We start from the raw sequence: 20835 nt of genomic DNA on the forward strand, positions 1-20835 counted from the left end.
CTTATATGTAACTTCACGAATAGAGAGGGGCTACTCCATAACCATGAAAAAACTCATCATGATGCTAGTCGCCGTCATGCTCGTACTCGCTCCCGCAGGATTCACAGATCATGCCGACGCAAAAGGTTATAAGTCCGGCAAAAAATCGTTCAACTCCAACACGGCTCCAACCAACACGCAGACGCCAAACAAAGCCGATTCCAATGTAAATGCATCTACCAATAAAAATACGACAACCAATACACCAGCTACTGCTGCTCCAAGCAAGAGCGGCGGATTCATGAAAGGTCTTCTCGTCGGGGGATTGGCTGGACTTTTGTTCGGCAGCATGTTTGGCGACATGGGGGCACTGGGAGCGATCTTTGGCTTCTTGATCAACATGCTGGCGATTGTCGCTGTGATCGTATTGATTCGCAAAATCTTCGTCTACTTTAAAACGCAACGCGCGAAAAAACAGGAACTGAACACATGGAAAAGATAACACTGTCCGAACAAGTATTGATTAACGCCATCTGCCTGCATGTGGCGAGCAAAAAACAGATTCAGCCGCAAAACGTAGAAGTCGAACTGATGTGGGACGAAGAATACGGCTTCTCCGCTGAAGTATACGCGAACGAACGCAAACAAGTGTTCATCGAGATCAACCTGATCGAAGCCATTCGCTTTTATCTGGAAACGCAAATGCAGCGCAACCCTTACTCCGCCGGCATTGAGCTGGTATTGGACGACGAGGAAGGCATCATCGCCTACGTCACGTACCAAAGCTAGTCGCCCTTGCTTTACCCGCTCGAACTTCCCAAGCCAGTTTGCTCACCACAGTGGGCAGATTGGCTTTTTACATGGGTGCATTTCCCTTGATCAAGTATTGAAATTGCCTTCGTTACGTTATATACTTTAATGAAAATGATTATCATTGTCTTTTTTTGCTTATACATGTACATACTTTTCTATAAAGGAGTTGGCCCATTGTGGAACGCTTATACACGCAAAAACTGGACATCGGTTACGGCGAGCTTTCCATTGTCAAAGACCTGAACATCAGCATCCCTTCTGGCAAAATTACCGCACTGGTCGGCGCAAACGGTTCGGGTAAATCGACCATCCTCAAAACGTTGGCCCGAATTATGAAACCGACAGGTGGACAGGTATTTCTCGATGGGAAGTCTATTCATCAGCAGTCAACAAAGGAAGTCGCCAAGCAGCTGGCAATTTTGCCGCAGAACCCTACCGCTCCCGATGGCCTGACCGTGTCTGAGCTTGTTACCTATGGCCGCTTCCCTCATCAAAAAGGATTTGGCTCCCTGACCAAGGAAGACAAAGAAATCGTGCAATGGGCGATTGCCATGACGGGCATGATCGATTTTTACGACCGTCCCGTCGACCAGCTCTCCGGTGGTCAACGCCAACGCGCCTGGATCGCCATGGCTCTGGCGCAAGGAACCGACATCCTGTTCCTCGATGAGCCGACAACCTTCCTCGATATGGCGCACCAGCTGGAAGTTCTCAAGCTGCTGCAAAAGCTGAACGAAGAAGAAAAACGTACGATCGTCATGGTTGTCCACGATTTGAACCATGCAACTCGCTACGCACAGCACATGGTAGCCATCTCTCGCGGCACGGTCATCGCCGAGGGCTCTCCTGCCGAAGTCATGACACCTGACATGCTGCGCAAAGTGTTCAACATCGAGGCTGACATTTTGACTGACCCGCGCACAGGAGTGCCGCTCTGCCTCCCTTACGAGCTGAGCCACGCGGCAGAAAACAAGGCCGCTTCCAGTACCGCGCCTGCATCCAGCCAACAGGCTGTGCAAGAAGACGAACGCAAGCTGGTCGGCACTCGCTAGTAACTCATCACTTGCATCGAACGATCAAGCCATTCTCATGGACGGTAAATGAGAATGGCTTTTTTATATAGGCAAAAGGCAGCCCAAGGATCTTCTCCCCAGGCTGCCTTTGCTGTTATCAGCTTGTTTTCGTTACCACTTGATGTCTTTCAAGATTTCGTCTGCCATGTTTGCAGTCGAAACCAATCCGCCACCGGACAAGTACCAGTAGTTCGCATCGAGGTAAATGATGTTGCCGTTTTTGAATGCTTTGGTGTTTTTCGTGAGGTCGTTTTCAACCGCTTCTTTCGCAGCTGCGGAAACACCTTCATTCGCAGAAATCACACCGCGGTCTACAACAAACAGGTAGTCAGGGTTTTTCTCTGCTACGTACTCAGCGGATACGCTTTGTCCGTGGGTGGATACTTCAATGTTTTTGTCTACCGCAGCGAACCCGAACACGTCATGCAAAATACCGAAGCGGGAGCCAGGACCGTAAGCGCTCAGCTTGCCTTCGTTCACGAGAACGATCAGCGCGTTTTTGCCGCTTGCTGTTGCTTTTTCGTTCAGTTGCTTGATCGATTCGTTGATTTTCGCCAGTTCTTCATCTACTTGTGCTTCTTTGCCAAAAATGGTTCCGAGCGTTTTCATGTTCTCTGTGAAAGAGTCCATGTACTTGGAAGTGTCTACACCGAGGAAGATCGTTGGAGCAATTTTGTTCAGTTCTTCATAAGCGTCTTGCTGACGACCGGAGATGAAGATGACATCCGGCTTCATTGCGTTGATCTTTTCAAAGTCCGGCTCTTTCAGGCTGCCGATGTTTGTGTATTTCGCGTCTTTGAATTTCTCCAGATAAGGCGGAATGCTGGATTGTGCCACACCTTTTACTTCGATGCCCAGTTTGTCCAAGGAATCGAGCACGCCATAGTCAAAGACGACAACGTTTTGCGGGTTTTTCTTCAGTTTGGCCTCGCCCAATTTATGTTTGATTGTGATTTCTTCGGATTCCTTCGCAGCGCCGTTGGACGCTTCCGGAGTTTGGGAAGGAGCTGCACTATTGGAGCCGGAACCGCATGCCGCTGTAAATACTGCCAACAGTACGGCCATGAACAGCATCAGGATTTTTTTGTTCATTTTTCTCACCTCTATAAGTATTTTAATATATATAAAATTATTGATAGCTTGCTTGTTTTTGAAGACCCCCTGCATGCCATCAAAATAATTTTATCGAAAGGAAGTAAAGCGGCGCTATGCGTAGTACACGCAGATTTTGTTTTCGTCGATGTCTTCAATGTGGATGTCCATATCGTAAACATCTTTCAAGGTTTGCGGCTGGATGATCTCGTCTGTGCTGCCTTCCTTCACGACTTTTCCGTCCTTGAGCGCAACGATGTAATCGGAGTAAACAGACGCAAAATTGATATCGTGAATGACGATGACGACGGTTTTGCCCATCTCATCGACCAGACGCCGCAGCACCTTCATGATCTGGACAGAATGTTTCATATCCAGGTTGTTCAACGGCTCATCGAGGAGAACGTACTCCGTGTTCTGCGCGACAACCATGGCGATGTACGCCCGCTGGCGCTGCCCGCCACTCAGTTGGTCGAGATACTTGTGCTGTATGTCCGCAAGCTCCAGATAACGGATCGCTTCGTCTACGTACTTCCAGTCTTCTTTTGTCAAATTGCCTTGTGAATACGGAAAGCGTCCGAAGCTGACCAGCTCGCGAATCGTCAGGCGCACCGTAATGTGGTTGGACTGCTTGAGAATCGAGATTTTTTTGGCCAGCTCGTTGCTTTTGTACTGTCCAATCTCCTGCCCCTCAATCAGCACCTCGCCTTGATCCTTCGTCAGCAGACGGCTGATCATGGACAGCAATGTGCTTTTGCCAGCCCCGTTCGGACCGATAAAGGACGTAATTTTCCCTTTGGCAATTTTCACCGAGACGTTTTCCACGACATTTTTGTTCCCATACTGTTTTGAGACGTTACGGACTTCTATCACGCTTTATTCTCCTTTAGCAGAAGATAGATGAAGTAAACCCCGCCGATAAAGTTGACGATGACACTGAGCGTTGTCGAGAACGTAAAGACGCGTTCGACAATCAACAAACCGCCTACCAGAGCCACTACGCTGATCAATGCTGAGCCAGCCAGCAAAAACTTGTGCTGGTACGTTTTCATATATTGATGAGCCAAATTCGCTACCAACAGCCCCAGGAAGGTGATAGGCCCAACCAACGCTGTCGCAATCGACACGAGAATCGCGATGACGACCAAAAACCGTTTGACGACAAAATCGTAAGGAATCCCCAGATTGATTGCCTGATCCCGGCCCAGTGCCAGCACATCCAAATACTTGACGTAGCGCCAAAAGTAAAGGCCGACTGCGATTACCAGGACAAAGCTGAGAATCAACAGGTCTGTGTTCACGTTGTTGAAGCTCGCGAACATTTTGTCTTGTACCACCTGAAACTCGTTCGGATCGATCAGCACCTGCATGAACGTCGACAAACTGCCGAACAAAGTGCCGAAAATCAAGCCAATCAACAGCAGGAAGTAGATGTTTTGTCCTTCCCGCCTGAACAGGAATTTGTACAGCACGCCTGCGAACAGAACCATCAAGCCAGTCGAGATCAGGAAGTTCACGTTTTTATTCATGATCGTCATGTGGGTCGAACCAAACACGAAAATGACGAGAGTCTGAATGAACATGTACAAGGAATCAAGACCGATGATGCTGGGCGTCAAAATGCGGTTGTTGGTAATCGTCTGGAAGACCATCGTCGAGAACGCAATGATGCACCCGGTTAGCAGGATCGCAATAATTTTCTTGGCCCTTCGGGGAAGCACGTAATCCCAGTTGCCGCCCGCATCAATCAGCATGAATACGGCTATCAGAGCAACGGCGACTATCGCCATGACACCAATCTTAGCTTTCATCGTTCATATGCCTTTCTTCTCATGAGTAAGTACACGAATATACCGCTGCCCACTACTCCGACCATCAAGCCGATTGAGATTTCATACGGGAAGATGATCAGGCGTCCAAGAATGTCACAGCACAAGACAAACACTGCTCCCAGCAAAGCGGTATGAGACAGGCTTTTCTTCAGATTGTCGCCGAGGTAAAGCGTCACAATATTAGGAATAATAAGCCCCAAAAACGGGATCGTCCCTACCGTGAGGATGACGACAGATGAAACCATGGCGACAATCGCCAAACCGATATTGACCACTTGTTTGTAATTCAGTCCGAGATTGATCGCGAACTCTTCGCCCATTCCTGCAATCGTAAACTTGTTGGCAAACAAGTACGCGATAATGACCAGCGGAATGCTTATGTATAGCAATTCGTAGTTTCCCTTCATGATCGAGGAAAAGTCGCCGTGCAGCCAGGACGACATGTTCTGGATGAGATCGTGCTTGTAAGCGAAAAACATCGTAATCGAACCGACGATATTCCCGAACATCAATCCGACCAGTGGAATGAAAATCGAATCCTTGTATTTCACCCTGTCGAGAATCTTCATGAAGATAAACGTCCCCAGCAAGGCAAAAACAAACGCGACGAGCAGCTTCACCCAAATCGAAGCATCTACGAACACCAGCAAGGAAACGAGAATCCCGAACCGGACAGAGTCTTCGGTGCCCGCCGTTGTCGGCGACACGAATTTGTTCCGGGTCAGTTGCTGCATGATCAGACCAACCACGCTCATGCTGATACCCGCGATGATGATGCTGATCAATCGGGGAATCCGGCTAATCCACATCACTTGCACTTTGTCATCGCTGAGATTGAACAACTCCAGGGGCGAAATGTCCTTTACGCCAATAAACAGGGATACTATCGAAAGCAGAATCAGGGCTACAACCAAATATCTTTTTTTCATCGCTTCCCTACTCTTCTCTTTGTTCACGTGAGTGCTGCGTTGCTTTTAGCATGCTTAGTAAGAAGGAGATTCATTCTCAATAATAAAGAGATTCATTCTCACTTGGCATCTCCTTTGTTATATTAGCACTTCTTTATCCGGGTTTAAAGCATTTTTTCATTAGTCGACTAAATTTCTCTGGATTGAAAAAAGTGAGAATATTCCGCCGCCCATCACTAACGCAAAAAAGCGCCGTTGCCACTGATAGCAACAGCACTTTTTTTAATTGGACGTATACGATCCGCTTACGTTTTTCACCGAGCGCTTGCCAGAACCGTCTTCGACAATGTTCACGTCTCCGTTGACTGTGTAAATGTCGATGTCGCCGCTGTCATCGGATATCGTCACGTTTCCTTTGTGACGCACAATTTTCATGTCACCCGACTGATCTTTGATCTCCACGTCGCCCCCGGTATCTTCCAGCAAAATATCGCCGGAGTCATCCTCGATCAGCTTGAGGGCGGTCGCGTTGTTGATTTTGATATCGCCGGACTGGTCATTGATCTGCACTTCGCCCGTGACATCTTTCAAGATGATATCACCCGAATCATCCTTGATCGTGAGCGCTCCCGCCAGTTTGGAGACATCAATATCCCCTGAGTCGTCCGTGATCGCTACCTTCAATGCGGAAGGAACCGTCACCTCGACGTTCAGCTCCAGACGCATTACGCCGAAATGACCAACTACATCGGAGGACAAATGAGCGACATTCCCGTCTTTGGTCAGCGTCACGATGATGTCTTCCGGCTTGATATTGGCTGACCTGGCGATGATGGCATCTACCTGGATCGAAGTTGCCTTGTCGTCTCCTTTTACAACCAAATTACCGGATTGATTGACGATCTCCAACGCCTCTATCGACTCGATTGGCAAGTCCAGATGACGCTTTTCCTCCACCGTCTCCAGACTGCTGCTGCATCCCGCAAGCCCGAGAGCCAAAACCAAAAATCCAACTCCTATCCAACGCTTCATCTCTATCTCCCTCTATGCATCCAAGCTTGCTTGTTCTTGAAATCATTGTACTAGAGCGGCCTCAAGATAGCATCAGTCGCTGGAGTTGTTTTCCATCGGTCCCTAGACGGATGCGCTGTCGTTTACCCTGCTGCCGTTGCCTTCCAGCGGTTCGACGAGAGCTTTTTGCTCCCATACCCTGCTCCTCCAGCGGAAAAACATCATGGCTCCGCGTATCCATTCATCGATCGCAACGGCCAGCCATACCCCCGCCAAGCCCAATTCGGTGTGAAACACCAGCACATAACCTAGCGGCAGACTGATTCCGACCATCGAAATCAGGCCCATATACACCGGAAACTGCGTGTCTCCTGCCGCACGCAAAGAGTTGATCAACACAATGTTGAAGACCCGCCCGGTTTCCAGCAAAATACTGAGCAAAATAATTTGCGAGCTGATCCGCAAAATTTCCGGATCAGTCGTGAACAAGCCCATGATCGGCTCGCGGAAAATGATGATAACCGTGTTGACTACAACGGTGTAAAGCAAGCCCCAGCGCAAGCTTTTCCACACGCGGCTATACGCTTCTTCGCGTCTGCCCGCACCTACAAGCCTGCCTGTTATAATCGCCGTGCCCATGCCGATTGCCAAGCTGAACAAATAAATAAACATGGAAAGATTGAGCACGTATTGCCGGGAAGCGAGCGACGACGCGCCCAAATACGTCACATAGTATAAAAAGACGGCCTGACAGCCATGATACATGATTTGCTCAACCGCGGAAGGAATGCCTACCTTGCAAATTTTGCTGACGTACGTCCATTTGATGGTAACATAGTCTTTGAATGCTACTTTGACTTCAATCAGACGGTAAAACGCCCAAAAATAGACGAGCAGCCCAAGCGCCCTGCTCAATACCGTAGAGATGGCAGCACCCTCTACCCCCAATGCCGGAAAACCAAAGTGCCCGAAGATCAGCAAGTAGTTCCCGATGACGTGCAGCACATTGATGCCGAGCGAGATATACATGCTCTCTTTTGTAAAGCTATACGTACGAATGACACTTGCCAATGTATTGATAATCGCCTGAATAAACAAGCTTCCCCCGACGATGATCATATACGACTGGGCCATCTGCAAAATCTGCCCTTGCAGATTGATGCGTTCGAGCAGTGCATTCCCAAACAAAACGAAGCTTACGCTGATTGCGATGCCGATCAGCAGATTCAACGTGACCGCAACCGCTCCGACTCTCGCTGCATCGACCATTTTTTTGGAGCCGATATACTGTGCGACCACAATCGAGGCGCCATGTCCTGCTACTTCCAAAATCAAAATGGCGATAAAAATAAATTGGTTGGCTGCCCCAACCGCCGATACAGCCGCGTCAGAAACGCCGCTCAGCATGAACGTATCCGTGATGCCGATCAGCATGAACAGAAACAGCTCTAAGAAGATCGGCCAAGTCAGCTTGAACAGATTGTACGCATTGCCATCTTGTTGACCTGTTTGCCGCTCGGCTACTGTCATATCCATACTTTCACCTATCCCATCTGGTCCTCTCTCTATGCATAGCGACATTTTACACCGTAACCCGCAATGCGCGGAGAAAACTCGACACTTTTTACAAGATCTTTATGAAAAGGGGGTCATACGATGGAAAAAGCCCGCCTGCCACAAGTTATACAGGCATTTCCTTGCTTCGCTCATGTGCCTTTGCCCGCCTGGTCGAACAACGAGATCTACGTGGAACGCTTTTCTCCCCGGCTCGTGATGGACGAGGGCCATCTGTTTGCCCATGCTGCCTTCGTCCTGGAAGGCAAAGTGCGCATCCACAAGATCAGTGAATCCGGGCGTGAAATTACGCTGTATCGCGTCACCCGTGGCGGCGTATGCGTCCTGATGATGGCAAGCATTCTCGGAGAGCTTGAATATGCGGCATCTGCCGAGCTGGAGGAAGAAACCGAGCTGTTGCTGCTACCCGTCAAAGTGTTCAAGCAGTGGCTGGACGAGTACAAGGACGTGCGCCAGTTTATTTACAGCACGATGATCAAGCGAATGGCTTCCGTGACAACCTTGATGGAAAATATCGCTTTCAAACCGATTGATTACCGTCTGGCCAAATTTTTGCTCAGCTGCACTACTGAGTCTGACAATCAGTTGCTCATTACTCATGAAGCGATCGCCATTGAGCTGGGAACAGCCAGAGAAGTAGTCAGCCGTTCCCTCAAAGAGTTCGAATCGGCAGGCTGGATCAAGTTGGGCCGCGGGCGAATCACCAACATCGATCGGACCAGCCTGGCAAACCACCTGAAACATTTGTAGCCGTTATGTGCGCAAGTCACAGAAGCCAACGCCCTCTCTCCTCTACAATGGACATGAACGTGAAGCTACCCGTTACGAGAGGATGATGAAGGTGTCCAACACGCCGTCGTATTACGAAAAAGCAAACTTGTCCCGCATTCCCGACTTGATGAAGCTTGCCCCGGAAGCAGCCGCCTCCTATCTGGCGTTCGAGAAGCTGGTTTATCAGGACTCTCAGCATCTCGAGCGGAAAACAAAGGAGCTGATCGCGATTGCGGTCGCTCATGTTACGGGCTGCCCGTATTGCATCGACGTCCACGTAACAAAGTACAAAGCACTGGGTGGAACCATGGAAGAAATCATGGAGGCGTTGCTCGTAGCCGCCACAACCCGTGCCGGCGCCATTCTCAGCCACGGTGTCAATGCGCTTGCCGCCTATCGTGATGATCCTGCTTCTCCCCAATGCTTTTGCTGAATGAAAAGGCAACTGACCTCCCTTTTAACAAAGGGGGGCTTTTTTTCGTGAATTGTACAATTTTGCACAAAGATCGCTGAAATTTTCTAATAATAGGATTGCGACTATTTTCCTACCAATGTTATGGTTAAAGGTAGGGGCAAAGTAAAACAGGAAAACACACATCATACCGCTTCGACACAGGAGGTTTTATGGCTCGTATACTAATTGCCGATGACTCGATAGTTGTCCGGGAATACATCAGACTCATCCTACAACGGGCTGGACATCAAGTTATCGCAGAAGCGGCGAATGGACTAGACGCCTATCAGCAGTACAAAACGCATCAACCTGACGTAGTCATGATGGATATCAACATGCCAGGCATGAATGGTATCGAGACTGTCAAAAAAATTATCAGCACATTTCCCGATGCCAACATCATCATGATCAGCACCTACGGTTTAAAGCATTTGGTTTTTGAAGCCATCAACGCAGGAGCACGTCACTATATTACGAAGCCGATTGATGAAGAGCGCCTTTTGGATTCTATCCAGAACACCCTCTAAACATGCGGCCGATACACAAAAAAACTGAGGGGCTGCTCGGGCGCCTCAGTTTTTTTATGTTTTCTATCCTCGCAAAGTCTTGGCGTCGAGCGGAATCCGGAAGAAAAAGCACGTTCCTTTTCCCCGTTCGGAAATGACCTGCACTTCTCCGCCCAATCGCTCTACCTCTCGTTTGACAATCGGCAATCCCAAGCCTCTGCCCGAATAGATGTCTGCTTCTTCTTTTACACTGATCTGTTCTTCAAACAAGGAGCGTAGCCATTCTTCCTCTGTCCATCCTGCTCCAAAGCCTTGTTCCAGCCCATGCTGTTTGAGCTTTTCAAGGTCTACGCCTTTGCCGTCATCAGCTATGGTGATCAACAGCGAAGCATCCTCCTGCCAAATCCGGCAGCTGATCGTGCCTTTACTCGCCTTGCCGACCGCAAGCCGCTCACTTTCTGTTTCCAAACCGTGATCGATCGCGTTTGTAAAAACATGAACCAGGCTGCTCGCAAACGCCTCGAAGCGATCGTGATCCACCATGATCTCCTCCGCCTCCAGTCGAAGCGGAGCAACTGCTTTGTTCAGACGCTGGCCCAGTTCGGCGACATAATCGTGATAGCGCTCGAACATGTCTTTGACTGGTTGCTGACGCAGCTCACGAACAAGCTGATCCACCCGGGCAGACAACTCATCCGGCAACAAGTCTGTGACTTTGCTGATGAACTGCTCCCATCTGTCTCTTTCGATCGTCATGCCTTCCTCGACACTATCCAAAAAGTGATCGCCCAGCTTGTTGCGAATGATTTCCACGTCTTGCTGCATGGCTGCCTTGACTTGCTCAACAGGCAACTGATTGTGGAAAGCGTCGTCCATTCGCAGCCCTTGATGCTTTCCTTGCTCTAACAGCCACGTCTCCAAATCATGCAGCTTTTGCGGAGTCTCAATCAGATGGAACTGGCTGAAATCGCCTTTGAACTGATGAATTTGTTCCACAAGCTTGATCAGGCTTTCCGACTCCTCCATTCCTTCTGCGAAGTGCATTTTCCACCCTTCCGCAAAAAAAGTCGTGAAGGCGCGATACGCTTTTTGGAAAAGCGGCAAGCTTGTCGCCACAGTCAAAATCATGTTCAGCTTTTGCCATTCCTGCTCCATCTTGCTTTCCAGCGCTCTTTGCTCGCTCAAGTCAGTCAAAATCAGCATCAAACCTTCTGGCGAGTCACGCCGATCTTCGTGAATCGGTTTGCACTCCAGCTTGAGCGGCAGTTGGTTGATGCAAATTTCCGTAGGGAAGAGGCTTAAATAAAGCTCTTTTTGCCCCTGATCTTTTGTATCGAAATACTTTTCCAAAAGAGATTCGACAAACGCCTGCTCCTCCGGTCGATTCGGATACAGCAGACTGGCTACCGATTCCCCTGCCAGCTCTCTCCCGAACATCCGCAAACATTCCCGGCTGTACTCGGAATGGACAAGCATGTTTTTGGAAAACGACAGGAAGCCCTGGCCTGCATTGTTCAGCAAGTTTTTGTTCGCCTGCAACAGCGATTGAATCTCGGTCGTCCGTTCAGCGACGATCATCTCCAACGACTGGTTCCATTGTTCCAGCTGGTGATACAGGCGGGCATTTTCAATAAAGATCGCCATTTGCGAGAAGATCAGCCGCAGCGGCTCTGAGCGCTTTTCGTTGAAAACGTGCGTCGTCTCGTTGTTTTCCAGATAGATGACGCCGATCATCTTGCCCTGCTGCCACAGCGGCGAACACAAGATCGACTTGGGCTTGTTTTTCGTGATGTACGTGTCCCGGAAAAAGACGCCCTCTACAGAAGCATTGTGCAAAACGAGCATTTCTTCGGTGCGGATCGTGTAGTTCACTACGGCGACAGACAACATCCCGCTATGTTCATACGGCACCGATTGCATGATTTCCACATCGAGATCGACTGACCCCGCCGCTTCGATCACCCATTCGCTCTCGTTTTTCAGGATGAGAATCCCTTTCTCCGCTCCGGCGTTGCTCATAACCGTCCGCAGCATCGTAGCCAAAAGCAGTTCCAGCCTGATCTCGCTCGCCATCGTCTGCGATGCCTTGATTACGCTCATCAGGTCGACGAGATCGGCCGACTGCTCTGTCGCAGCAAGCTCTGCCGATGCTTCCAGCCCTCTGCCGCGCTGCAACAGGTGCGGGTAGCGCTCCTCAATCTCCCTCGACTTCGCCAGAGCGCCCCACTGCATGTACGCCTCGTAAGCTTCGGTCATGTACACCCTGGCGATCGTTTCCATCCCCAGATCCAAATAATGATGGGCGGCAAGCTCTCCGGCAAGTGCCTCATTTTGCAAAAAGCCGTCCTTTTTCGCGAGTTGCAGCGCTTCGTCGTAAAGCTCGCCCGCCACCTGGCGCTCGCCGTTCACTCGCTTCCATTCGGCGCTCATCAGCAAGTATTTGTGCTGGAAGTTTTCCGGGCAATGGGCAGCCCAGCTCTTCATTTTTTTCAAATGAGTCTTGATCTTTTTCGCATAGCGGATTTGCTCCCGGCGGTTGACGCGCTTGTACAGCTTCGTCAATGCCAGGGCATGCATGAATACATGCTGGCTGACCAGCACCTGGCCGCTGACGGACTCCATCCATTGCTCCGCTTCGCTCAGCAGCTTCGATGCCTCCTCGTAGTTGCCGTACATGAGGTGGACCATTGATTTGTAAAAGTGGTACATGTACCGCTTGTAGCTGGTGCCTTCCGCCTGCAAGCTGTCTACGTATTGAGTCTCATCGAAGCTGTCCCGGCAAAATACCGTCTGCTCTGCTCCCGTCCAGTGCGTAAACGTATTCAACGCCTGGCGCAACAACAGAAGACGATCGTCATGATCGACTACTTTCATCTGACAAATCAGATCGGCATACTCTTCAATCTGCTGCTCCAATTCCTCCAAAGGCAGCCCGCAATAGAGCATGGCTTCCAGCAAACCGTGCGCGTTATACGCCGCATAGATGTTTCCTCCGCCGTCCATTCCGAGCTGAATGGCTTTTTTCAGCAGCGGGATGTTCGTTCGGGCGTGATCGCACCAATGGTTGATCAACAGGGCAAACGCGCCGTACGCCTTGGTCATGGCAATCGGGTCGGCAAAGCCATCGGCTACCCGGCAAGCCAGCTGTCCGAACTCATACGCCTCACGGTAATTGCCAAATTGCGTACCGAGCACAATCCCGTAGCCCGTGTATCCGTTGGCAGATGCAACCGCATTCCCGTGCACGAGCGACAAATGGAGCACCCGTAAAATCGTCAGGGCAAACCAGTTCGGATTGACGAAATACGAGGATGGTCCTGCATTGCTGATGATGCTCATCGCCATCTGGTAATTCTCTTCCGGCACATCTGGCAAGTACAGCAGCTCATCGATTTTGTGGCCTTTGAGCTTGCGCTTGATCTGCCACATTTCCTTGATAATATCTAACTTCCCGGGCTTGAAAGGAATGGGAACCTTGAGCAGTCCGAGCGCTTCACTGGCGATATCCACCACACGCGAAAAGTCGGCCAGACGGGTGTACATGTTAATTTGCAGCTCCAGGACGCGCACTCGCTCGCGGTTGGTCTTGGCGTGCGATAGCGCAAGGGAAAACAGCCGATTCGCATCTTCCATATGGTTGCACAAGTACGCTGTCTCGGCGTAGAGCGTGTACAGCTCCATCGACAGGTTGTGATGCTGGTCCCAGGCAGACTCCCCGAGGAACATCGTCCCGCGCTGAAAATACTGGAGGGCGGCGTCAAAGGCAGTAGAAGCCATCGCTTTTTGACCGGCAAGCAGGTGGCAATGAGCGACCTGGATCCTTTCCGCCGCATCCTCGATCATGTCCGCGCCCCGGTACATGTGCTCGCATATTTCAAACAGCAGCACCGACTCGTAGGAACCGGACATGTCCCATATCATTCTCCCGAGCTTGACGTGTGCCTGTTTCTGCTCCTCTTCCGAAAGCGAGGAGTAGGCAGCCTGCTGGATGCGGTCGTGCACAAAGCTGAACTGGATCGTCACTTGCGACAGGTTCTCCTCTTCCTCTATCGCCGCATAGCTCAAATACTCCGCGCCTTCCAGCGGATAGATCAGCCCTTCTTCCATGGCGGGCAAAATGTCCCGAATCGCTTCTGGCTCGTTCAAGCCCTGTGCTTTTGCCAGCATGCTCAAGTAAAAGGAGTTGCCCAGGCACGCCGCATAAGCCAACAGCTTCTGTGTCACCGCAGGCAAACGCCTTACTTTTTCCACGAGAAAATCTGCTACGTTCTCCGTTGTGTTGAGCTTCTCGATCTCTGCCAGCTCCCACTTCCAGCTCCGCTCCTCCGGGGAATACTGCAACAGATTTTGATCGTACAAAGACTTGATAAATTGTCTGGAGTAAAACGGGTTGCCTGCCGTTTTTCGCATCAAAATCATCGCAAGCGGCTTCGTAACTTCAAGTTCTGTATGCAGTGCATCGGCCAGCATGGCATTAATTTGCGTGAGCCGCAGCGGCAACAGTGTAATTTGCCGCAACATCCTGCTCTTGACCCCAGCTTCTGTCAAAATCGCGACCAGAGGATTGATCGCTCCTCCATCCTGCTCGCGATAGGAGCAAACGAGCAGAAAATAGCTGAGCGGCAAGTCGGCAACAAGCTCGCGGATCAAAAACAGCGAAGAAGAATCGGCCCATTGCAGGTCGTCGAGAAACAGCACTAACGGGTGCTCCGGTCTGGCCCAGATGCGAATAAATCTTTGCATGACCAGTTGAAAACGGTTTTTGGCCTCCGCCGCAGGCAGCTCCGGCACAGGCGGCTGCTTGCCGATCACAGCCACCAGTTGAGGAATGACATCCACGATGACCTGACCAAGCCCTTGCATCGCTTCGAGAATCGTCGCCCGCCACGTCGCAAGCTCTCTCTCATTGCCTGCCAAAAGCTGCTTGATCAAGTCCTGAAAGATTTGAATGATCGCGGAATAAGGCACGCCTTGACGATACTGGTCAAACTTGCCGGAAATAAACCGTCCTCTGCCTTTGAGGAAAACTTTTTGCGCCTCAAACACGAGAGCAGATTTCCCCACGCCCGCGCTGCCGCTCAACATGACCATGCGCGATGCTCCGTTCGACACTTCCTCAAACGTGTCGATCAGCATCTGGATTTCCTGTTCCCGGCCGTAGAGCTTTTCCGGTATGTGCAAACGGTCAGCGCGGTCATGCTGCGCCAGTGGAAAGTGACCGATCGTTTCATTTTTGGCAAGCTGGTCGAGACATTGCTGCAAGTCTGCCACCAGTCCAGCCATACTGAAATAACGGTCTTCCGTATTTTTGGACAAACACTTCATCACGATATCCGACAAAATTTGCGGAATGGACGGCTTTACTTGCGAAGGCGCCATCGGCTTTCGGGCCATGTGGGCATGAACCAGCTCAAGCATGTCCGACGTAAGAAAAGGCGGCTTCCCGGTCAAAAGCTCGTAAATCGTCACGCCAAACGAGTAAATATCTGTCCGGTAGTCCACCGTCCGATTCATCCTGCCGGTCTGCTCAGGCGATACGTAGCGCAGATTTCCCCGCCATTCTTTCGGGTTCATCACGCCTTGATATTCCTGATATCGCCTCGTCGCCAAGCCAAAGTTGATCAGCTTGACCTCGTACGTATCCGGGTGAATCAGTATATGAGCGGGATTGATGTCTTTGTGGATTATTCGCTGCTGATGAATTTCCTCGATGCATGTAGCGATGCGGATCGAAATGGTCAGGATGTCTTTTAGCGACAGCTCTTTCATTTTGCTCAGCAAGGAGAGCGGCACTCCCCCGAAGTCTTCCGTGATCAGCGCAGTCTCCCGATTGTGATCAATCAATTCGACAGCATTCTCCACCGCGTATGATTCGAGAGATTGCAAGATGCGGTACTCGTGTTTCAGTCTCCAAAGCGACTCCTTGTGCGTGGGACCCTCACGTGGCTTTTTAATGATGACGGGCAGGTTATCGCTGTTTCTGAACCCACGATAAAATCCCATATTTGAATGCGTCGAGAGAAACTCTGTCACTCTGTATCCTGGAATCACGATCATGCCGCTCATACTATCCACTCCATCTAGGTAGAACATCCTATCATTTATGTTGTTGCTTCAGGTCAAATAATCTATATTGAATATATATTCTGTCATAAACTGCTATTTTTCTACTAATACTTATGGAGGTATCTCTATGGCAAAGTTGAGTCGTAGCGTAAGTAACCCTTACACCAATGAGACAGTCACTTTTCTGAAAACAACAGAAGAAACCAAGGGGGAATATTTGCTTTTCCGAACAGACCTGCCGCCTGACAATGGAATTTTTCTACATTATCATACCGAACTTACGGAAACCTTTGAAGGGATAAGCGGAAATTTAGAGGTAACAATTGACGGAAAAAAAATCATTTTGAAGCCGGGAGAGACTTTGGACATCCCTCGCGACCATATTCACGGCTTTTACAATCCTTCAAAAGAGTTCATCAGCTTCACCGCGGAAATCCGTCCTGCCGGCACTTTCGAGTCGTTTGTCCGTTGCGGATACGGCCTGGATACGGACGGTCGCAGCTTCTACATGCCATTTTTGAAGCAGTACCTGCCTAAAAACATCCTGCTCTTGGGCACTCTGTTCAAAATGGGGGAATTTTATGTTCCCTACCTGCCTCTTTTCCTGCAAAAAGCGCTGTTCGGTTTACTGGCAAAGCTGGCGCATTGGACAGGTGCCGACAAGTCGCTGGAAAAATACTACATTGGCACTGTCGAAGACGCCCTGCCTGAGCAACCGCTGCAAAAAACACCCTGACTGTTCATTCCAGTAGGGTGTCTGCAAATGTTGATTCTTTTCACACATTCCTAGCTCATCGAGCACTACCGGTTCAGTGATTGAATTTGCCTTGATACCTCCATGATAGCAAAACACTGTACCTATTTCCAATGCTTCAAATTTTTTCTAGGACTGATTTACCAGTTTGCTCTCGCTAAACAAACCGGGAAATCAGTCCTGTTTCCCAATGAAAGCACGTTCAGCCAGGCAGCATGTCTCTATGGCGCCGTCGGCTTATCCGTACTCTCTAGGTCTTGCGTTCCGTTTTCTGCTGTTTTTTGTCGAACGGGCTGAATATGCGGCTCCTCCAGCATGAGTCGGTAGGCGGGAACGTATTCGGCCTGGACCACATCCGGGACGGGCTGCTCAGTCACCGGCTTTTCCTGCGGAAGCTCCGGCTCCGTCAGCGGCTTCTGCTGCGAGAGCATGTACCCTGCCACGGCGCCTGCCCCCATCAGGACGACGACAGCGGAAAGCATCAGCTTTTTGTGCCGAAACAGCTTGGCTAACGGGTTGGCTGTCTCGCTGCGCACCTCTTCAAGCAGTTTGCGAAAATCGGCATGACGTAACGCGGACCAGCGCTTGCGCCATTCTTTGTTGCGCAGCCTTTCAGCCTTGTTTTCCAGAAAAAGCTGCCTGAGAGCAAGTCGATAGGCTGGCAACAGCTGCTTTCCTTCGAAAAACAGTCGCTGTGCCAACGTCCATTGCACAAACGAGAACAGCGTTTCTTCCCCGCCGTGTTTTTGGACAAAGTCGAGCATCTCGGTGAACTGAAAGCCGTCCTGGCCAAAGCGGTCTTCATGGTAAAAGACGAGCGGCACGTGCGCGAAGTCTTCCGTATCGAGTGGCGAAGCCAGCATGTTTTGAATGATTCGCTGCTGGATTCTCACCTCTTCTCGCTCCCACTTGCGGAAAAACTCGGTCGGGTGCAGAACCCCCTTCGTTTCCCGCAGTTGGGCTACATTCATGAGCATCTCCTGCTTTTGCCTGCTCGCTACGTCCAGCGTGCCGAAGAAGCTTTGCGGCTTTTCCTCCAGGAGCGCGATCATCTTCTGAAAGTCGTCCCTGGACAGCTTCTCCAGATCAATCAGCTTCAAAAGCGACTTGTCCAGCTCGTCCAACAGTGAATCAGCAAGGTTTCGCGCGCCGTCCAGGTTATCGAAAAACTGGTGAATGGCTATTGCGGTATCCAGCTTGTTTTTTTCACGCGCGAACAGGCGAAGCAGCTTCTCGGTCGTCTCTGCCGCGAAAAAGGCATGGCGCATCGCTTCCGGGGCCATCTGCGCCCAAAAGCGGATTTCTCCCAGCATGCTGTCCATCGTCGTCACAGCCGCAAGCCGCTCGCTGAAATACCGTTCGAACAGCGACTTGATCAATGGCTCGGATTGGAAAATCGTCTTCATCGTCATGCCAAACAGCTCAGGGCTGGCAGCCAGATGCTTGAACACGTCCGACAAAAGCCCGCGCTGTCCCGCTGCTTGCGCTCGCATCAGCACATTCAGCAAGTAGCGAACCATGTCCACGCGCAGACGATCCTGCTTGCTCGCATCACTTGATTCGATCATCTGCCGGATCGTCTCGCCGTCGGGCAGCTTCTTCTCGGCAAGCGCTTCTACCTCGATGCGAAACAGCAACAGTTGCAAATCATGCAGCCGCTTGTTTTTCGCAAGACCAGGGTGGCGCAAATAACTCACCAGCGCCTGCCATACACCTGCCCGATTTTTTTCATAGACAGCCGTCCGCCCTTTTTCGATCAAGTAGAGGGCACACAGCTCGTAATACGTGCGCAGCTGCAAAGCCAGCGACTGATCAGCCCCCGCAAGCACTTCCTCGCAAAACGCATGGAATTGGGCAAGCGCCTGCGGCTCCTTCACATGTTCCCAGGCAAAATCGAGATATTCGTGTCCGCCATCCTGCAAGTCGACGTTTTGCACCCGTCCAAGCGCCAAATCAAACAAAAAGTCCTTGTCGCTATGTCCGCCGCCCGGGCGAATGCTGCCTTTTTCCACAAACATGACGTGAATATGCTTCTTGCTTTGCGGCTCGCTGCTGTATGTGAGAAAGCCAAAATGTCTGCGCAGCTCGTAAGGCAAGCAGTTGTACAATACTTCCAGCAGTTGGCTTGCCCTGGTTGCGGCTTCGCTGATGTCGACATCGAGACTGATGAACACCTTTTTCTTCGCTGTGAGCGAGGTCATGACGGCATAGAGCAACTGTTTGAAAAGCCGCTCGTCAATCCCGAGCTGCCCAAGCAGCCGCTTCCGGTCAACCGCCAAGTCCGGCTGCCCTGGAAGATCGTCTACGGCAGGCAAATCTTTGCCGTGCGCGTCATCGTGGCTGCTCGCGAACGAACGCACCCCGAAAACTTTCTCCGGCTTCGCAATAAACTCGTCCCGTCGCGCGGCAGGAATGACGTAGTTGTGGCTGAAAAACGTATTTCGCTGGCCGGTAAAATCAGCTCCGACAAACACGCTTCTGCCCAGAACCATCTCTCCCGACTCTGCGTGAAAGCAAACGAGTGCTTCCGGGTAGGAAGACAGCTCGCCCTCCCCCCGCTCCTGAAGCTGTCTGGGCGCATCGTATACGCAAAAAGGGTGCAGTGTCTTCTTGATAAATTGGTTGTCCAGCCCCGGCGTCCTGGCCACGGTATCGTAGCCTTCGTTTGAACGGAAAACACCCTGTCGCCCGCGTGTGTAGTATTGCTGCAAAATGGGCTGACGGTTCACTACCGCTCCCTCCCCTCGATGTAATCAAGCTGATGCATCAACCAGATAAACGGCTCATCCACACGAATTGGTGTCACCACACCGCTCACCTTTTGATTGACCGGATTGCTGCCCAGCGCTGATACAGCGAAGTAGGCCGTATTGGTAAAGTAGACCTCCAGCGCGTCTTTGAACGGCCGATCCACTTTCTCGATAAAACGGCTGATTTCCCCGTTGATGTTCTCAAATTCAGCCGTGTTCAAATATTCCTCATGCACAAAATTGCGGAACACGTTGCTGTTGGACTTGATATACTCGCCGTCCTCTTCCTTGATCAGATGCAGCATATCGCTTTTCGTCAGCACCACAGCTGTCGGAATATCCGTCTTGCTTTGCTCCTGGTAGCCAATGAAGTTCTCAAACAAGGTGATGACAACCTCGCGCGGCTCGTCGTATCGCGCGGTGAACTCGCCCGGTTCATCCCCGGCTCTGAGCATGACGCGGTCACGAATCGTCCTGATTTGCAACGGATCGACGAGAAACAGGATGCCGGACGAATTTTTCACGTGGGCGGCATACAGCTCCAAATACTCGCGATCGACCATTCCTTCACCGGCAACGTCGAAAAAGACGAGAATCAACGGCGCCTTCTGGCTGTCCTTGAAAATGAACTGAAAAATGAACGGCTCCTGCCGCTTCTCTTTTTGCGTGGAATCGAGAAGCTGGCCGCGCTCGAACAGCGGCGCTTCATAGTTTTCGCGGAACTTCCGGCTGATTTGGGCATTGAGCGGCATGCAGGCAGCCTGGAAGCGGTTCGCTGTCGAGTTTTGCAGCGTATGGATCAGAGACGTCATATAAACCGATTTGCCCACCTGGGAAGCTCCGACAATCGAGATGATGTTGCTCGGTGCTTTACCCGCTGTAATCGGCAGCTCATTGTGGCACTTGGGGCACAGTCTGCGCTTGGAAACCATCCCGTACCGATCGGTTACACCGACAAGCACCTGATCGACATACAGATGATTTTCCGGCGGAATCGACTCCGGATCGATGACCGCTTCCAGCTCGTCGATGGCATCCAGACCGAATTTGTCCCGGTACGCATTGAGAATCTCGTCTTCTTGCAGGGCGTAGTCCTCGTCGTCCTGACGGTAGTGGGTTGCCCGGAACACCACCTCTTCAGGGCCGTATTTGGCAAAGCAGTACGGGCAGACGATATCGTAAAAAGGCAACCGCTCGTTCACTTGCGGCTTTTTCTCAAACATGTTTTTCAAAAACGACAGCATGGCTTCA

The 20835-nt window shown here is 50.8% G+C and carries 16 protein-coding genes; 7 read left to right on the forward strand and 9 right to left on the reverse strand.

The window, feature by feature from the left end; all coding sequences use genetic code 11:
* Window positions 1–43: 43 nt before the first annotated feature.
* From NST23_RS27270 to NST23_RS27280, 3 genes are all read left to right on the forward strand, one after another.
* Window positions 44–481, forward strand: a complete 438-nt coding sequence (locus tag NST23_RS27270) for a hypothetical protein (RefSeq protein ID WP_217022059.1) — start codon at window positions 44–46, stop codon at window positions 479–481.
* Window positions 469–768, forward strand: a complete 300-nt coding sequence (locus tag NST23_RS27275) for a YxcD family protein (protein WP_063228795.1) — start codon at window positions 469–471, stop codon at window positions 766–768. Before NST23_RS27270 ends, NST23_RS27275 begins: the two co-directional genes overlap by 13 nt.
* Window positions 769–968: 200 nt before the next feature.
* The gene (locus tag NST23_RS27280) at window positions 969–1844 is read left to right on the forward strand and encodes an ABC transporter ATP-binding protein (protein WP_122962427.1); all 876 of its coding nucleotides are present in this window, start codon (window positions 969–971) and stop codon (window positions 1842–1844) included.
* 132 nt (window positions 1845–1976) lie between these two features.
* Here NST23_RS27280 and NST23_RS27285 read toward each other — a convergent pair whose 3' ends face one another.
* From NST23_RS27285 to NST23_RS27310, 6 genes are all read right to left on the reverse strand, one after another.
* A complete protein-coding gene (locus NST23_RS27285; RefSeq protein ID WP_122962426.1) occupies window positions 1977–2957 on the reverse strand; it encodes a siderophore ABC transporter substrate-binding protein in 981 nt (326 codons plus the stop codon).
* 114 nt (window positions 2958–3071) lie between these two features.
* Window positions 3072–3830, reverse strand: coding sequence for an iron ABC transporter ATP-binding protein (locus NST23_RS27290; RefSeq protein ID WP_122962425.1), 759 nt, complete (start codon window positions 3828–3830; stop codon window positions 3072–3074).
* Window positions 3827–4768 carry an iron chelate uptake ABC transporter family permease subunit gene (locus NST23_RS27295; RefSeq protein ID WP_063228791.1) on the reverse strand — a complete coding sequence of 314 codons (942 nt, stop codon included), beginning with the start codon at window positions 4766–4768 and terminating at the stop codon, window positions 3827–3829. The genes NST23_RS27290 and NST23_RS27295 overlap by 4 nt, the downstream gene beginning before the upstream one ends.
* Complete coding sequence (locus NST23_RS27300; RefSeq protein WP_122962424.1) at window positions 4765–5718, reverse strand: ABC transporter permease; 954 nt, start codon at window positions 5716–5718, stop codon at window positions 4765–4767. The genes NST23_RS27295 and NST23_RS27300 overlap by 4 nt, the downstream gene beginning before the upstream one ends.
* A gap of 261 nt (window positions 5719–5979) precedes the next feature.
* Entirely contained in the window at window positions 5980–6729 is a 750-nt protein-coding gene (locus NST23_RS27305) for a DUF4097 family beta strand repeat-containing protein (protein WP_122962423.1), read from the reverse strand.
* Window positions 6730–6831: 102 nt separating this feature from the next.
* A complete protein-coding gene (locus NST23_RS27310) occupies window positions 6832–8244 on the reverse strand; it encodes an MATE family efflux transporter (RefSeq protein WP_340965006.1) in 1413 nt (470 codons plus the stop codon).
* Window positions 8245–8364: 120 nt separating this feature from the next.
* On the opposite strand from NST23_RS27310, the gene NST23_RS27315 reads away from it, so the two are divergent.
* From NST23_RS27315 to NST23_RS27325, 3 genes are all read left to right on the forward strand, one after another.
* On the forward strand, window positions 8365–9033 hold the full coding sequence (locus tag NST23_RS27315; protein ID WP_340965010.1) for a Crp/Fnr family transcriptional regulator: 669 nt from the start codon (window positions 8365–8367) through the stop codon (window positions 9031–9033).
* Window positions 9034–9124: 91 nt separating this feature from the next.
* A complete protein-coding gene (locus tag NST23_RS27320) occupies window positions 9125–9487 on the forward strand; it encodes a carboxymuconolactone decarboxylase family protein (RefSeq protein WP_122962420.1) in 363 nt (120 codons plus the stop codon).
* Between the two features lie 191 nt (window positions 9488–9678).
* Window positions 9679–10035 carry a response regulator gene (locus tag NST23_RS27325; RefSeq protein ID WP_122962419.1) on the forward strand — a complete coding sequence of 119 codons (357 nt, stop codon included), beginning with the start codon at window positions 9679–9681 and terminating at the stop codon, window positions 10033–10035.
* Between the two features lie 63 nt (window positions 10036–10098).
* Here NST23_RS27325 and NST23_RS27330 read toward each other — a convergent pair whose 3' ends face one another.
* Complete coding sequence (locus NST23_RS27330) at window positions 10099–16080, reverse strand: AAA family ATPase (RefSeq protein WP_445662498.1); 5982 nt, start codon at window positions 16078–16080, stop codon at window positions 10099–10101.
* Window positions 16081–16207: 127 nt separating this feature from the next.
* On the opposite strand from NST23_RS27330, the gene NST23_RS27335 reads away from it, so the two are divergent.
* Window positions 16208–16816 (forward strand): cupin domain-containing protein, encoded by a 609-nt coding sequence (locus NST23_RS27335; protein WP_122962417.1) that lies wholly within the window; start codon window positions 16208–16210, stop codon window positions 16814–16816.
* 239 nt (window positions 16817–17055) lie between these two features.
* Here the strand turns inward: NST23_RS27335 and NST23_RS27340 are convergent, their stop codons facing one another.
* Complete coding sequence (locus NST23_RS27340) at window positions 17056–19563, reverse strand: GAP1-N2 domain-containing protein (RefSeq protein ID WP_340965018.1); 2508 nt, start codon at window positions 19561–19563, stop codon at window positions 17056–17058.
* Window positions 19563–20828, reverse strand: a complete 1266-nt coding sequence (locus tag NST23_RS27345) for a TRAFAC clade GTPase domain-containing protein (RefSeq protein WP_122962415.1) — start codon at window positions 20826–20828, stop codon at window positions 19563–19565. Before NST23_RS27345 ends, NST23_RS27340 begins: the two co-directional genes overlap by 1 nt.
* Window positions 20829–20835: the final 7 nt, after the last annotated feature.

This window comes from Brevibacillus sp. FSL K6-0770, from assembly GCF_038000275.1.
GTDB lineage: Bacteria > Bacillota > Bacilli > Brevibacillales > Brevibacillaceae > Brevibacillus > Brevibacillus parabrevis.

Excerpts from the sequence above, each read along its gene's own strand:
- NST23_RS27330 (WP_445662498.1), bottom strand. The coding sequence starts at position 16,080 with ATGAGCGGCATGATCGTGATTCCAGGATACAGAGTGACAGAGTTTCTC.
- NST23_RS27315 (WP_340965010.1), top strand. The coding sequence starts at position 8,365 with ATGGAAAAAGCCCGCCTGCCACAAGTTATACAGGCATTTCCTTGCTTC.
- NST23_RS27270 (WP_217022059.1), top strand. The coding sequence starts at position 44 with ATGAAAAAACTCATCATGATGCTAGTCGCCGTCATGCTCGTACTCGCT.
- NST23_RS27325 (WP_122962419.1), top strand. The coding sequence starts at position 9,679 with ATGGCTCGTATACTAATTGCCGATGACTCGATAGTTGTCCGGGAATAC.
- NST23_RS27285 (WP_122962426.1), bottom strand. The coding sequence starts at position 2,957 with ATGAACAAAAAAATCCTGATGCTGTTCATGGCCGTACTGTTGGCAGTA.
- NST23_RS27295 (WP_063228791.1), bottom strand. The coding sequence starts at position 4,768 with ATGAAAGCTAAGATTGGTGTCATGGCGATAGTCGCCGTTGCTCTGATA.
- NST23_RS27305 (WP_122962423.1), bottom strand. The coding sequence starts at position 6,729 with ATGAAGCGTTGGATAGGAGTTGGATTTTTGGTTTTGGCTCTCGGGCTT.
- NST23_RS27335 (WP_122962417.1), top strand. The coding sequence starts at position 16,208 with ATGGCAAAGTTGAGTCGTAGCGTAAGTAACCCTTACACCAATGAGACA.
- NST23_RS27345 (WP_122962415.1), bottom strand. The coding sequence starts at position 20,828 with ATGCTGTCGTTTTTGAAAAACATGTTTGAGAAAAAGCCGCAAGTGAAC.
- NST23_RS27310 (WP_340965006.1), bottom strand. The coding sequence starts at position 8,244 with ATGGATATGACAGTAGCCGAGCGGCAAACAGGTCAACAAGATGGCAAT.
- NST23_RS27300 (WP_122962424.1), bottom strand. The coding sequence starts at position 5,718 with ATGAAAAAAAGATATTTGGTTGTAGCCCTGATTCTGCTTTCGATAGTA.
- NST23_RS27275 (WP_063228795.1), top strand. The coding sequence starts at position 469 with ATGGAAAAGATAACACTGTCCGAACAAGTATTGATTAACGCCATCTGC.